The following is a 14,169-nucleotide window of genomic DNA, read 5'->3' on the forward strand; positions in this document are numbered from 1 at the left end:
CGGTTACGCCCCGCCCCCGGCCGGCTACCCACCACCGCAACCCGGTTACGGTGGGGCCCCCGGCGGCCCGGCCGCGCCGCCGTTGAACGTCGGCGAGGCGGTGACCTGGGCGTGGAACAAGTTCTCCCAGAACGCCGTAGCGCTCATCGTGCCCGTGGTGGTGTACGTGGTGGCGTTGGTGATCTTCGGTCTGGTTGCGGGACTCCTGCCCGTGGTCTTCGGCCAGAGCACGAGCAGCACCTACACCGACCCCTACGGCAACACCGCCAGCAACGTCGCCGTCACCTACAGCGCCGCGTCGTACGTCGTCCTGTTCATCGGTTACGTGCTGCTCTTCTTGACGGCGATCTACATGACCGCGGCGCTGGCGTCCGGCTGCCTGGACATCGCCGACGGAAAGCCCGTGACCGTCGGAACATTCTTCAAGGTGCGCAACCTCGGCGCCGTGGTGCTCACCTCGATATTGCTCGCGATCGGCGTCATGATCGGGTCGCTCCTGTGCATCATCCCCGGCCTCATCTTCGGCTTCCTCGCGATGTTCGCCATCCCGTTCGCCATCGACCGATCGCTGTCGCCGATCGACTCCATCAAGGCCAGCATCGCGACCACCAGGTCCAACATCGGCGGCGCGCTGCTGTCGTGGCTCGTGCAATACGCGGTGGTGTTGGTCGGTGAATTGCTTTGCGGGATAGGCCTTATCGTCGCCTTCCCGATCGCCCAGCTCATCCAGATCTACACCTACCGCAAGCTGTCGGGTGGTCAGGTCGTTCCGGCGACCCAGCCGGGTTACCAGACGGGCCCGCCGCCGGGATCACAGCCCGCATAGCCGACGCGTCGGTTTTCGCTGCGTAGCACGCTGCGCTGCGTGGTTGCGGCCCTTGTGGTGCAATCAGCGGTGATGAGTATCAAAGTCGCGCTGGAGCACCGCACCAGCTACTCCTTTGATCGCCTGGTGCAGGTGTATCCGCACGTGGTGCGATTGCGCCCGGCGCCGCACTCCCGCACGCCCATCGAGGCCTACTCGCTGCGCGTCGAGCCGGCCGAGCACTTCATCAACTGGCAACAGGACGTGGTGGGCAACTTCCTTGCCCGGCTTGTGTTTCCGGATCCCATGCGACAGCTGACCATCACCGTCGGGCTGATCGCCGACCTCAAGGTGATCAACCCGTTCGACTTCTTCATCGAGGATTGGGCCGAGACGTGGCCGCCCGGCGGGTTGACCTACCCCAAGCCGCTGGCCGAGGACCTCGAACCGTATCTGCGGCCCGTCGACGAGGGCGACCCGGAGGCTGGTGGGGCCTCCGGTCCCGGCGAGCTCGTGCAGGCGTGGGTGCGCAACTTCTCGGTCCCGGACGGCACCCGCACCATCGACTTCCTGGTGGCGCTCAACCGCGCGATCAACGCCGACGTCGGCTACAGCCTGCGCATGGAACCGGGTGTGCAGACACCGGATTTGACGCTGCGCACCGGCATCGGCTCGTGCCGCGACTCGGCGTGGCTGCTCGTGTCGATCCTGCGCCAATTCGGGTTGGCCGCCCGCTTCGTGTCCGGCTATCTGGTGCAGCTGGCATCCGACGTCGAGGCGCTCGACGGACCGTCGGGCCCCGCGGCCGACTTCACCGATCTGCACGCGTGGGCCGAGGTCTACATCCCCGGCGCGGGCTGGATCGGGCTGGATCCGACGTCGGGCCTGTTCGCCGGCGAGGGCCACATCCCGTTGGCCGCCACCCCGCATCCCGCGACCGCGGCACCCATCAGCGGCGGCACCGAGATCTGCACCACGGTGCTGGAGTTCTCCAACACCGTCACCCGCGTGCACGAAGACCCGCGCGTCACGCTGCCCTACATCGATCAGGCGTGGCAGACGATCTGCGACGTGGGCCGCCGCGTCGATGAGCGGCTGGCCGCCGCGGACGTCCGGCTGACCGTCGGCGGCGAGCCGACGTTCGTGTCGGTGGACAACCAAACCGACGAGGAGTGGACGACGGCCGCCGACGGCCCGCACAAGCGCCAGCGGGCCTCCGATCTGGCCGCGCGGCTGAAGGCGGCGTGGGCACCGACGGGGCTGATCCAGCGCGGGCAGGGCAGATGGTATCCGGGAGAACCGTTGCCGCGCTGGCAGATTGCGCTGTACTGGCGCACCGACGGCCGACCGCTGTGGACCGACGACACGCTGCTCGCCGACCCCTGGGCCGGCGAGCCGAACGGTCCGGCCGCGGACAACGAGGCGGCCTACAAGCTGCTCGCCGGGGTCGCCGAGGGACTGGGGCTGCCGCCGTCGCAGGTGCGGCCGGCTTACGAGGATCCCCTGGCGTGGCTGGCGGCCAAAGTGCGCCTGCCCGACGGCGACCCGGTGCAAGCAGGCGAAGACCTCACAGCCGACAGCGCCGCCGCCCGGGCCGCGCTGCTGGCGCGCCTGGACGAATCCACCACGTCCCCGGCGGCGTTCGTGCTGCCGCTGCACCGCCGCGACGACGGGTCGGGCTGGGCCAGCGCCGACTGGCGGCTGCGCCGCGGCCGCATCGTGCTGCTGGAGGGCGATTCGCCGGCGGGCCTGCGGCTGCCGCTGGATTCGATCAGCTGGCGACCGCCGCGCGCGACGTTCGACGCCGACCCCCTGTCCGCGGGCGAGCCCGCGGAGGAGTCGACGGCCGCGGTGGTCGACGACGACGCCGCGCCACCGACGGCGATGGTCGGCGAGGTCCGCGACGGGCTGCTGTACATCTTCGTGCCGCCCACCGAGGCGCTGGATCACTTCGTCGACCTCATCGCGAGGGTCGAGGCCGCGGCCGCGCAGGCCCGCTGCCCGGTGGTGATCGAGGGCTACGGCCCGCCGCCGGATCCACGGCTGGCCTCGACGACGATCACGCCCGACCCGGGCGTGATCGAGGTCAACGTCGCGCCCACCGCCAGCTTCGCCGAACAGCATCGGCAGCTGGAAACCCTGTACGAGCAGGCCCGGCTCGCCCGGCTGTCCACCGAGTCGTTCGACGTCGACGGCAGCCACGGCGGCACCGGCGGGGGCAACCACATCACGCTGGGCGGCGTCACGCCCGCGGACTCGCCGCTGCTGCGCCGCCCCGACCTGCTCGTCTCGCTGCTGACCTACTGGCAGCGACACCCGGCGCTGTCCTATCTGTTCGCCGGGCGGTTCGTCGGCACCACGTCGCAGGCGCCGCGCGTGGACGAGGGCCGCGACGAGGCGCTCTACGAACTCGAGATCGCGTTCGCCGAAATCTCCCGGCTGGCCGGACCTTTCGGGCGCAACGCGCCGCGGCCGTGGGTGACCGACCGGGCGCTGCGCCACCTGCTCACCGACATCACCGGCAACACCCACCGCGCCGAGTTCTGCATCGACAAGCTCTACAGCCCCGACAGCCCCCGCGGTCGGCTGGGCCTGCTGGAGCTGCGTGGCTTCGAGATGCCGCCGCATCTGCGCATGGCGATGGTGCAGTCGCTGCTGGTGCGCTCGCTGGTCGCGTGGTTCTGGGACGAGCCGCTGCGCGCCCCGCTGATACGCCACGGCGCCAACCTGCACGGGCTATACCTGTTGCCGCACTTCCTGATTCACGACATCGCCGATGTCGCCGCCGACCTGCGCGCGCACAGCATCGCGTTCGAGACCAGTTGGCTCGACCCGTTCACCGAATTCCGCTTCCCGCGCATCGGCACCGCCGTCTTCGACGGCGTGGAGATCGAGCTGCGCGGGGCCATCGAGCCGTGGAACACCCTCGGCGAGGAGGCCACCGCGACGGGCACCGCCCGCTACGTCGACTCGTCGGTCGAACGCATTCAGGTCCGCATCATCGGCGCCGACCGCGACCGTTATGTGGTGACGTGCAACGGTTATCCGCTGCCGTTGCTGGCGACCGACAACCCCGGCATCCACGTGGGCGGGGTGCGGTTCAAGGCGTGGCAGCCGCCCAGCGCCCTGCACCCGACGCTCACCACCGACGTGCCGCTGCGGTTCGAGCTGGTCGATCTCGCCACCGGGACGTCGCGCGGCGGGTGCACCTACCACGTCGCGCATCCCGGTGGCCGCGCCTACGACGAGCCGCCCGTCAACGCCGTCGAGGCCGAGTCGCGGCGCGCCCGCCGCTTCGAGGCCACCGGCTTCACCCCGGGCAAGCTCGACCTGTCCGCCATCCGGGAGAAGCAGGCCCGAATATTCACCGACATCGGCGCGCCGGGCATCCTTGACCTGCGGCGCGTGCGTAGCGTTCAGCAGTAATGGCATCCCCGGATTCCCTTGCGGTTCCTGCGGACCGCTACGACGCCGACCGGCTGCTGGCCGGGTATCAGACCGCGCGGGCGCAGGAAGCGCTATTCGATCTGCGGCACGGTCCGGGGATCGGTTACGACGAATTCGTCGACAACGACGGCAACGTGCGCCCGGCCTGGGCCGAGTTGGCCGATACCGTCGCCGAGTGCGGGCGGGCCGGGCTAAACCAGCTGCGGTCGCTGGTGCACAGCCTGATCGACAACGACGGCATTACCTACACCGAGGTCGATTCCGGCCGCGACGGCCACGGCGTGGAGCCCAGACCCTGGAGCCTGGACACGCTGCCCATCGTGATCTCCGCGGCCGACTGGGAGGTGCTAGAGGCCGGGCTCGTGCAGCGCTCGCGCCTGCTGGATGCCGTGCTCGCGGATCTCTACGGGCCCCGCAGCCTGCTCACCGACGAGGTGATTCCGCCGGAGCTGGTGTTCGCCCATCCCGGCTACGTGCGCAGCGCCACCGGAATCGAAGTGCCCGGGCACCACCAGCTTTTCATGCACGCCTGCGATGTCAGCCGGCTTGCCGAGGGCAGCTTTCAGGTCAACGCCGACTGGACGCAGGCCCCGTCGGGCGCCGGCTACGCGCTGGCCGACCGGCGCGTCATCGCGCACGCCATTCCCGACCTCTACGAGCGGATCGCGCCGCGACCGACCACCCCGTTCGCGCAGGCGCTGCGGCTGGCGCTGATCGATGCGGCGCCCGACGTCGCCCAGGACCCGGTGGTGGTGGTGCTGTCGCCGGGCATCTACTCGGAGACGGCTTTTGATCAGGCGTATCTGGCGACGCTGCTGGGCTTTCCGCTGGTGGAAAGTGCCGATTTGGTGGTGCGCGACGGCAAGCTGTGGATGCGCTCGCTGGGCACGCTCAAACAGGTCGACGTGGTGCTTCGCCGCGTCGACGCCGTCTACGCCGACCCGCTGGACCTACGCGCGGACTCGCGGCTGGGCGTCGTCGGTTTGGTGGAGGCCCAGCACCGCGGCACGGTGACCGTGGTCAACACCCTGGGCAGCGGCATCCTGGAAAGCCCTGGGCTACTGCGCTTTCTACCTGACCTGGCCGAGCGGCTGCTCGGCGAACCCCCGCTGCTGGGGACCGCACCGCTGTACTGGGGCGGCATCGCGAGCGAACGCTCGCACCTGCTGGCCAATCTCTCGTCGCTGCTGATCAAGTCCACGGTCGGCGGGAAAACCCTTGTCGGGCCGACACTTTCGTCGACCCAGCTCACCGAGTTGGCGGCCAGGATCGAGGACATGCCCTGGCACTGGGTCGGCCAGGAGCTGCCGCAGTTCTCGTCGGCGCCGACCGATCATTCCGGCGAGTTGTCGTCGGCCGGTATCGGCATGCGGTTGTTCACCGTCGCCCAGCGCAGCGGCTACGCGCCGATGGTCGGCGGCGTCGGCTATGTACTGGCACCCGGGCCCGCCGCGTACACGCTGAAAACCGTTGCGGCAAAAGACGTCTGGGTACGCCCAACCGAGCGGGCCCGCGCCGAGGCCATCACGCTGCCCGTGGTCGAGCCACCGGTGAAGACCGCCGCCGGTACCTGGGCGGTCAGCTCGCCGCGTGTGCTGTCCGACCTGTTCTGGATGGGACGCTACGGCGAGCGGGCGGAGAACATGGCCCGGTTGCTGATCGTCGCCCGCGACCGCTTCCACGTCTACCGGCTCCAGCAGGACACCGAGGAAAGCCTGTGTGTCCCAGTGCTGATGGCCGCGCTGGGCCGCATCACCGGGACCGACACCGGCGCCGACCACGACCACGCGGAGATGATCGCCATCGCCCCCTCGACGCTGTGGTCCTTGACGGTGGACCCCGACCGGCCGGGGTCGCTGGTCCAGTCGGTGGAGGGGCTCGCGCTGGCCGCCAGGGCGGTGCGCGACCAGCTGTCCAACGACACGTGGATGGTGCTGGCCGGCGTGGAGCGCGCGCTGGCCCACCGGGCCGATCCGCCGCAGTCGCTCGCCCGGGCCGACGGCCTGCTCGCCTCGGCGCATTCGCAGACGCTGGCCGGGATGCTGACGCTGGCGGGGATCGCCGGCGAGTCGATGGTGCGCGACGTGGGTTGGACGATGATGGACATCGGCAAACGCATCGAACGGGGCCTCTGGCTGACCGCGTTGCTGGGTGCCACGATGACCACCGTGCGCGGCGCCGCCGCCGAGCAGGCCGTCATCGAGGCCACGCTGGTGGCGTGCGAGTCGTCCGTGATCTACCGGCGCCGCACGGTCGGCAAGGTCAGTGTCGCCGCGATGACCGAGCTGATGCTGTTCGACGCGCAAAACCCGCGATCGCTGCTGTATCAGGTGGAGCGGCTGCGGGCCGACCTCAAGGACTTGCCCGGCTCGTCGGGATCGTCGCGACCGGAGCGGCTGGTCGACGAGATCGGGACGCGGCTGCGCCGGTCGCATCCCGACGAGCTGGACGAGGTCACCGACGGCCGCCGCGCGCAGCTGGCGGATCTGCTCGCTGCCATCCAAGCCGAGTTGCGCGATCTGGCCGAGGCGATCACCGAAACACAGCTGGCACTGCCGGTCGCCATGCGGCCGCTGTGGGGCGGCGACGAACGCCGCGTGATGCCCGCCTAGCCGGCAGCTAAGCGCTGACGGCCGTGGGCCCCTTCGAATCCGAGGTCACCTGGTCGATGACCGTGTGGATGAACCGCATCTTCTCCAGGACGGCCGCGGGCAGCACGAAGGGATACAGGTCGTCGTGGCCCATCGAACGGTTCACCATGTTCAGCGACCACGACAACGGCAGCCACATCTCGATGATGTTGGGAAATGCGCTGGGGCCCAAGGCCGGCCGGTCGAACGTCGCCGATGCCGGCGCCAGGCCGCACCACGCGCAGGTGTCCAGCGTGTCGCGGATGTGCAGGTAGTGGGCGAAGGTCTCGGCCCAATCCTCGGCGGGGTGCATGGTCGCATACGACGACACGAAGCTCTCCTGCCAACCCTGCGGCGCGCCCTCGCTGTAATGCCGATCCAGCGCCTCCTGATAGTCGGCGTCCGGGTCGCCGAACAGCTCGTTGAATCGCGTCACGTAATCGCTCGACGGGGTTATCAGCCGGTAGAAGTAGTAATGCCCGACCTCGTGCCGGAAGTGGCCGAGCAGGGTCCGGTACGGCTCTTCCATCTCGACCCGCAGCTGTTCGCGATGGACGTCGTCGCCCTCGGCCAAATCCAGTGTGATGACGCCGTTGTCGTGGCCGGTCATCACCTTTTCGTGCGCGCTGGACAGCAGGCGAAAGCCCAAGCCGTAGTCGGGATCCCGGTCGCGCCCGACTATCGGCAACTTCAACTCGGACAGCTCGGCGACCAGCCGCCGCTTGGCCGCCTCGGCCCGGGCGAACGCGGCCAGCCCGTCGGCGTCGTTGTCGTTGGGCCGTTCCAGCGTCAGCGCGCACGATGCGCACAGTCCGCCGGGGTCGTTGACGGAAACCAACCAATTGCATTCGGCGAGATGGCGATTGGCGCACAGTTCGTACTCGCTGGCGCAGACGAAGCCGGGCTTGTCGCCTTCCTCACCTGTGGTGATCACCAGCAGGGCCATGTTCTCGAGCGAAAACCCCAGCGCGCTGCCACACGCCAGGCAGGTGGAGTTCTCGAACGTCAGACGCTGGCCGCAGTTGGGGCAGTGGAAGTCACGCATCCAGCACATCACCCTCGAACGGCACCACGTCCACGGCGACGTCGATCACGCTGTTCTCCGCATCCGTGTAGATGATGCCCCGCAGCGGCGGCACATCCGCGTAGTCGCGGCCGCGCCCGACGACGATGTAGCGCTGGTCGACCATCTGGTCGTTGGTGGGATCGAGGCCCAGCCACTCGTACTGGCCGGGCTCCCGCGGGGTCCATACCGAGGCCCAGGCATGGGTGGCGTCGATACCGATCATTCGGTCCTTTCCCGGCGGCGGGTCGGTGGCCAGATACCCGGACACGTAGCACGCCGCCAGACCATTGGCTCGCAGACAGGCGATCGCCAGCCTCGCGAAGTCTTGGCATACCCCCTCCCGGGCCGCCAGAACCTCGCCGACCCCGGTGGAAATCGTCGTGGAGCCCGATCGGTAGGTGAAGTCGGTGAAGATCCGGGACGCGAGGTCGCGCAACACCTCCACCAGCGGGCGCCCGGGCGCGAAGCTGGGGGCCGCGTATTCGCGCACGGCGTCGGTGATCTCGGGCGGATCGAGGTCCAGAGTGAACTCGGTCGCCAGCGCCCCGCGGGGTCCGGCCGGCCGGGCTTCCTCCCAGGGCGCCACGGCCGGCCCGCTGGTGTAGGTCTCGGCGGGCAGCGGATACACGTCGACGATCGAGTCGCTGGTGATCGTGAGGGTGCGATGCGGCTCGGTGACGTGGAAAAAGGAACTGATGTTGCCGTAGGCATCGAGGCTGGTGGAGATGTCGGCGGGGGCCGGCTCGATATCCAGCCGGTGCGCGATGCAGCGCTGCCGCAGTGAATCCCGCGGGGTGAGAAAACCGCGGCCGTAGGAGCTGGTCACCGTGTCGGAGTAGCGGTACTCGGTGCGATGGGTGACGCGATGGCGGCGGGTGACCGCGGCCTGCACCTCAGACGCTTCCGAAGACAACCCGCCACCTCCTAGCAATCGATTGCCAATACGGCACCATCCGCACCATATCCGGCGCACAATCGTGGTGTGGCCACGTGGGACGACGTCGCCCGCATCGTTAGCGAGCTACCGCTGACCTCCGAGCAGTCACCGCACGACTGGCGGGTCGGCAAGAAATTGCTGGCGTGGGAGCGTCCGCTGCGCCCCTCGGACCGCGAGGCGCTGGCGGCAAGCGGCGTGGAGCCACCCGAGGGCGACATTCTCGGCGTCCGGGTGTCCGACGAGGGCGTCAAATTCGCGTTGATCGCCGACGAGCCGGCCATCTACTTCACCACCCCGCATTTCGACGGCTATCCGGCGGTGCTGGTCAGACTGGCCGAGATCGAGGCCCGCGGCCTCGAGGAGCTGATCACCGAGGCCTGGCTGACCCAGGCGCCCAAGAAACTTGTCGAGGAGTTCCTGACCGGCTCCTTCTGAGCCCGGGTCATAGCGCCCGCAGGTCGATGACCCGTTGCACGTCGTCCACGCAGGCCTGGACGACGTCGGCGAGCACCACGTCGGTTCGCTCGCGGGCGCCGGCGTGCAGCGTCGACGCATGGCGGCGCGCGGCGGCCACGTAGGCGCATGCTCCCGCGGGATCGGAATCGGCGAGCGCCGTGGCCGCCGCGAGGTCGACCAGCACGTCCGGCACCGGGGGCGCAAGATCGCAGCCGGCGTCGTCGGGGGGCGCGACGGCCCGCGCCAGCTGCAGCACGGAACCGGCGAGCAGGGCCACGTGCACGGCCTGGTGCTCGGCGGCCTGCACGGCTCCGCGCATCCCCCATCGCCGCGGGGCGATCCGCACCACGTGGCGGGCGGTGGTGCGCGCGCCGATGAGGCCACCCAGCTGCCCGTGCACCCTGTCGACGGCCGACAGCGGCCAGTCGGGCGCCGGCACCCTGCGGCCCGACGCGATGTCCGCGGTGCGGGCCAGCACCGCGCGCAGGGTGCCGAGCACTCCGATGCGGGCGCTGCGCAGCACCTCCAGCGGGTCGGCGGGGAACAGGACGACGGCGAAGACGATGGCCAGGCAGCCGCCGATCAGCGCGTCGAAGATGCGCTCGAAACCAACCCCGCCGCGGTACAACGCCAGCACCAGGATCGACGACACGACGGTCTGGTTGGCGAACATCATGCCCTGGCCGATGTAGCCCTGACCGATGAACACCGCGACCAGGAGTGCGATCAGCGCGGCGACCGCGATGGGGACCGCCCCGGGCCCCAGAAGGCCCTGCACGGCGGTGCCCACCCCGATTCCCAGCGTGACGCCGATCATCATCTGGATGGCGCGTTGGGCGCGCAGCACGTTGCTGATCGACAACGACACGGCCGCGGCGATCGGCGCGAAGAAGGGCTGCGGATGCGCGAGCACATCGTGGGCGAGATACCAGGCCAGGCCCGCGGCCACCGACGTCTGGAGGAGCGTGAACCACAGGTCACGAACCCGTTTGAAACCCGCGACGACGGCGGATTTGGCCCCCGACGGCCGCGTCAACAGCGAAGCGCTCATCACGCTTACTTACCCCACCGCGCGCGGGGTCGCTCGGCGGGGCTAGGTCCTTGGGCGCCGAGTGTGGGCCTTACGTACGGAAATTGCCGCGAATTCGTCCATAGGCCCCACGCTCGGCGACAACCTCAGGTCGTTTGCAATTCGAAGAGCGGGATCACCCGGGTGGTCTTGGACTGATATTCCGCGAAGCCCGGCGCCGCGGCCGCGACCTTTTCGAAGAGCTCGTCGCGCTCCGCGGTCGGCAGCTCGCGGGCCGTCACGTCGAACGTGTCGGTGCCGATCTCGACATGGGCCGCCGGGTTGGCGCGCAGGTTGTGCACCCACGCCGGACTGACCGGGGCGCCGGCGAAGGAGCCGATGATGATCAGCTTGCCGTCGATCCGGAAGTACGCCAGCGGTGAAGTCCGCTTCTTGCCGGACTTGGCGCCCGTCGTGGTGAGCAGCAACAGGTTGGCACCGGCGAATTGGCCGCCGACCTTGCCGTCGTTGGCGCGGAACTCGTCGACGATGCCGTTGTTGAACGCGTTGATCGTGTCGGTATCAGGGATCCCTTGGGTCATGCCTGGTCAACCTTTTCGGGTTCGGAGTCTATTCCGGACAGAAAGTGTCCATTTTTGTGCTCCTGGTTGCCCCTAGTCGATGAACAAAGCCCAAAAACGGGCGGCGACAACCTAAGGGAGATCACCATGAAGAACACATCAACCAGCCGCAAACGCACTCGCTTTCGGTACGCCGCGACGCTCTTCGGCGCGCTGGCCATTGTCGCGTTGGCCCCCGCCACCGCGTATGCGGAGCCCAACGGGCCCACCGGCCCGAGCGGCGGATGCCACTACACCGACCCGGACGGCTACGACATCCCGATCGACGAGGGCCAGGGCGTCATCGTCGGCGGCAAGCTCGTCACCTGCACCAACGGCAAAACGGTCGTCACCGATGCGCCGGCACGCACGCACCCCCACCCGCCGGTGGCACCGCCGAATCACGCGCCGGTACAGACCCGGAAAGTGTAAGCGGGGCAACCACACTGAAGCTCGCCCCGGGCGTTACGCGCCCGGGGTCAGCTGGGTTCCGGCTTGGCGTCCATTCCGGACTCCTTGCGCTGCTGGGCCGTGATCGGCGCCGGCGCGTCGGTCAGCGGGTCGACGCCGCCGCCGGTCTTCGGGAATGCGATCACCTCGCGGATGGAGTCGACGCCGGACAGCAGCGCGTTGATCCGGTCCCAGCCGAAGGCGATGCCGCCGTGCGGCGGCGCGCCAAACATGAACGCCTCCAACAGGAATCCGAACTTCTCCTCCGCCTCGGCCTTGTCGAGGCCCATCACCGCGAACACGCGTTCCTGGACATCGCGGCGGTGGATACGGATCGAGCCACCGCCGATCTCGTTGCCGTTGCAGACGATGTCGTACGCGTCGGCCAGCACACCGCCGGGGTCCTTGTCGACCGCGTCCTCGTGCTCAGGCTTGGGCGAGGTGAACGCGTGGTGCACCGCGGTCCACGCTCCGGAGCCGACCGCCACGTCGCCGGCGGCGGTCGCCTCTTCGGCGGGCTCGAACAGCGGCGGGTCGACCACCCAGACGAACGCCCACGCGTTCTCCTCGATCATGTCGAGCCGGCTCGCGATCTCGCCGCGGGCGGCGCCCAACAGCGCCCGCGACGACTTCGCCGGGCCCGCCGAGAAGAAGACGCAGTCCCCCGGCTTGGCGCCGACATGCGCGGCCAGGCCGTCGCGTTCGCGCTCGCTGAGGTTCTTGGCCACCGGGCCGCCCAGCGTGCCGTCGTCTCCGACCAGCACGTAGGCCAGTCCGCGGTGGCCGCGCTGTTTGGCCCACTCCTGCCAGCCGTCCAGCGTGCGGCGCGGCTGCGAGGCCCCGCCGGGCATCACCACCGCGCCGACATACGGCGCCTGGAAGACCCGAAATGTGGTGTCTTTGAAGAATTCTGTGCACTCGACGAGCTCCAGCCCGAACCGCATGTCGGGTTTGTCGGAGCCGAACCGTCGCATGGCGTCCGCGTAGCTGATCCGCGGGATCGGGGTCGGCAGCCGGTAGCCGATCAGCTCCCACAGCGCGGCCAGGATCTCCTCGGAGATCGCGATCACGTCTTCGGCGTCGACGAAGCTCATCTCCATGTCGAGCTGGGTGAACTCTGGCTGGCGGTCGGCGCGGAAATCCTCGTCGCGGTAGCAGCGGGCGATCTGGTAGTAGCGCTCCATCCCGGCGACCATCAGCAGCTGCTTGAACAGCTGCGGGCTTTGGGGCAGGGCGTAGAACGAACCCGGGTGCAGGCGGGCCGGCACCAGGAAGTCGCGCGCCCCCTCCGGCGTCGAGCGGGTGATGGTCGGGGTCTCGATCTCGACGAAGTCGTGGCGATCCAGCACCGCACGGGCGGCGGCATTCACCTTGGAGCGCAACCGAATCGCCCCGGCCGGGCCGTCGCGGCGCAGGTCGAGGTAGCGGTACTTCAACCGCAGCTCCTCGCCGGCGGGCTCGTCGAGCTGGAACGGCAGCGGGGCGCTTTCGCCGAGCACGGTCAGCGAGGTGACGTTGACCTCGATCTCGCCGGTGGCGATCTCGGTGTTGGCGTTGCCTTCCGGGCGGATCTCCACGACGCCGTCGACCGCGATGCAGAACTCGGCGCGCAGCCGGTGCGCCTGGGCCAGCACGTCGGGGGCGCGGAAGACGACCTGTGCCACGCCGGAGGCGTCGCGCAGATCGATGAAGATGACACCGCCGTGGTCGCGGCGGCGCGCCACCCAGCCGGCCAACGTCACCTGCTGTCCGGCGTCGCTCGCCCGTAGCGAACCAGCGGCGTGGCTGCGCAGCACAAACACTCCCTTTCAGCAGGCTTTGGACGAGTGACCAGTCTAGAGCAGGTATTTTCGGTCCTATCGCCACCACCATCGCCCTCGTCGGTCCCGGCGCCGTCGGCACGACGGTCGCCGCGCTGCTCTACAAGGCCGGGCATTCGGTCCTGGTCTGCGGCCACACTCCCCGCGACAGCATCGAGCTGCGGCCCGACGGCGAAGAGCCGATCGTGGTGCCCGGCCCGGTGCTCACCGATCCCGCGGAGATCACGGGCACGGTCGACCTGGTGGTCCTGGCGGTCAAGGCCACCCAGAACGACGAGGCGGCCGGCTGGCTGGCGCGGCTGTGCGACGAGCACACCATCGTCGCCGTGCTGCAAAACGGTGTCGAGCAGGTCGAGCAGGTCAAGCCGCACTGCCCGTCCTCCCCCGTGATCCCGGGCATCGTGTGGTATTCGGCCGAGACTCAGCCCGACGGCTGGGTGCGATTACGCACCGAGGCCCGGTTGGTGCTGCCCTCCGGACCCGCGGCGGAGAGCGTCGCCGAGCTGCTGCGCGGCGCCGGCTGCCACGTCGAGTGCGATCCGGACTTCCTCACGGGGGCCTGGCGCAAGCTGCTGACCAACGCGCTGGCGGGGTTCATGGTGCTCTCACGGCGGCGATCCGGCATGTTCCGCCGCGACGACGTCGCCGCGTTGTCGCGGCGCTATGTCGCCGAATGCCTGGCCGTCGCGCGGGCCGAAGGGGCCCGGCTGCCGGACGGCGTGGTCGACGAGTTGGTCGACATGTTCCGTCACGTTCCCGAAGACATGAGCACCTCGATGCTGGCCGACGCGGAAAACGGCCGGCGGCTGGAGTGGCAGATCCGCAACGGGGTGATCATCCGCAAGGCCCGCGCCCACAACCTGGCGACGCCGATCAGCGACATCCTGGTGCCGCTGCTGGCCGCCGCCAGCGACGGTCCGGGCTAGGTT

11 protein-coding genes are annotated in these 14,169 nt (G+C 69.4%); 6 read left to right on the plus strand and 5 right to left on the minus strand.

The genetic code is table 11. The features are described from left to right. The 3 genes from A5744_RS22485 to A5744_RS22495 form a co-directional block, all read left to right on the plus strand. Positions 1-826, plus strand: an 826-nt coding sequence (locus tag A5744_RS22485) for a hypothetical protein (RefSeq protein ID WP_205866336.1), incomplete at its 5' end; no start/stop codon positions are given. A gap of 72 nt (positions 827-898) precedes the next feature. Then, positions 899-4,231 (plus strand): transglutaminase family protein, encoded by a 3,333-nt coding sequence (locus A5744_RS22490; protein ID WP_076064624.1) that lies wholly within the window; start codon positions 899-901, stop codon positions 4,229-4,231. Then, positions 4,231-6,864 (plus strand): circularly permuted type 2 ATP-grasp protein, encoded by a 2,634-nt coding sequence (locus A5744_RS22495; protein ID WP_076064589.1) that lies wholly within the window; start codon positions 4,231-4,233, stop codon positions 6,862-6,864. Before A5744_RS22490 ends, A5744_RS22495 begins: the two co-directional genes overlap by 1 nt. A gap of 7 nt (positions 6,865-6,871) precedes the next feature. On the opposite strand, the gene A5744_RS22500 is transcribed toward A5744_RS22495, so the two are convergent. Together A5744_RS22500 and A5744_RS22505 are read right to left on the minus strand one after the other, a co-directional pair. Continuing rightward, a complete protein-coding gene (locus tag A5744_RS22500) occupies positions 6,872-7,927 on the minus strand; it encodes a putative zinc-binding metallopeptidase (RefSeq protein WP_076064625.1) in 1,056 nt (351 codons plus the stop codon). Then, positions 7,920-8,861, minus strand: coding sequence for a transglutaminase family protein (locus A5744_RS22505; RefSeq protein WP_076064590.1), 942 nt, complete (start codon positions 8,859-8,861; stop codon positions 7,920-7,922). The genes A5744_RS22500 and A5744_RS22505 overlap by 8 nt, the downstream gene beginning before the upstream one ends. A gap of 69 nt (positions 8,862-8,930) precedes the next feature. On the opposite strand from A5744_RS22505, the gene A5744_RS22510 reads away from it, so the two are divergent. Then, positions 8,931-9,320, plus strand: coding sequence for a hypothetical protein (locus A5744_RS22510; RefSeq protein WP_076064591.1), 390 nt, complete (start codon positions 8,931-8,933; stop codon positions 9,318-9,320). 7 nt (positions 9,321-9,327) lie between these two features. On the opposite strand, the gene A5744_RS22515 is transcribed toward A5744_RS22510, so the two are convergent. Next, entirely contained in the window at positions 9,328-10,392 is a 1,065-nt protein-coding gene (locus A5744_RS22515) for an FUSC family protein (protein WP_076064592.1), read from the minus strand. A 125-nt stretch (positions 10,393-10,517) separates the two neighbouring features. Then, positions 10,518-10,952, minus strand: coding sequence for a nitroreductase family deazaflavin-dependent oxidoreductase (locus tag A5744_RS22520; protein ID WP_076064593.1), 435 nt, complete (start codon positions 10,950-10,952; stop codon positions 10,518-10,520). 126 nt (positions 10,953-11,078) lie between these two features. Here A5744_RS22520 and A5744_RS22525 point away from each other — a divergent pair, with 126 nt between their 5' ends. Further along, entirely contained in the window at positions 11,079-11,402 is a 324-nt protein-coding gene (locus A5744_RS22525; protein WP_076064594.1) for a hypothetical protein, read from the plus strand. Between the two features lie 47 nt (positions 11,403-11,449). On the opposite strand, the gene aspS is transcribed toward A5744_RS22525, so the two are convergent. Further along, positions 11,450-13,222 carry an aspartate--tRNA ligase gene (gene aspS / locus A5744_RS22530; RefSeq protein WP_139331462.1) on the minus strand — a complete coding sequence of 591 codons (1,773 nt, stop codon included), beginning with the start codon at positions 13,220-13,222 and terminating at the stop codon, positions 11,450-11,452. Between the two features lie 56 nt (positions 13,223-13,278). On the opposite strand from aspS, the gene A5744_RS22535 reads away from it, so the two are divergent. Beyond that, a complete protein-coding gene (locus A5744_RS22535; RefSeq protein WP_205866337.1) occupies positions 13,279-14,166 on the plus strand; it encodes an oxidoreductase in 888 nt (295 codons plus the stop codon). Positions 14,167-14,169 lie beyond the last annotated feature (3 nt).

The organism is Mycobacterium sp. IS-1264, assembly GCF_001954195.1.
In the GTDB taxonomy this organism is placed as follows: domain Bacteria; phylum Actinomycetota; class Actinomycetes; order Mycobacteriales; family Mycobacteriaceae; genus Mycobacterium.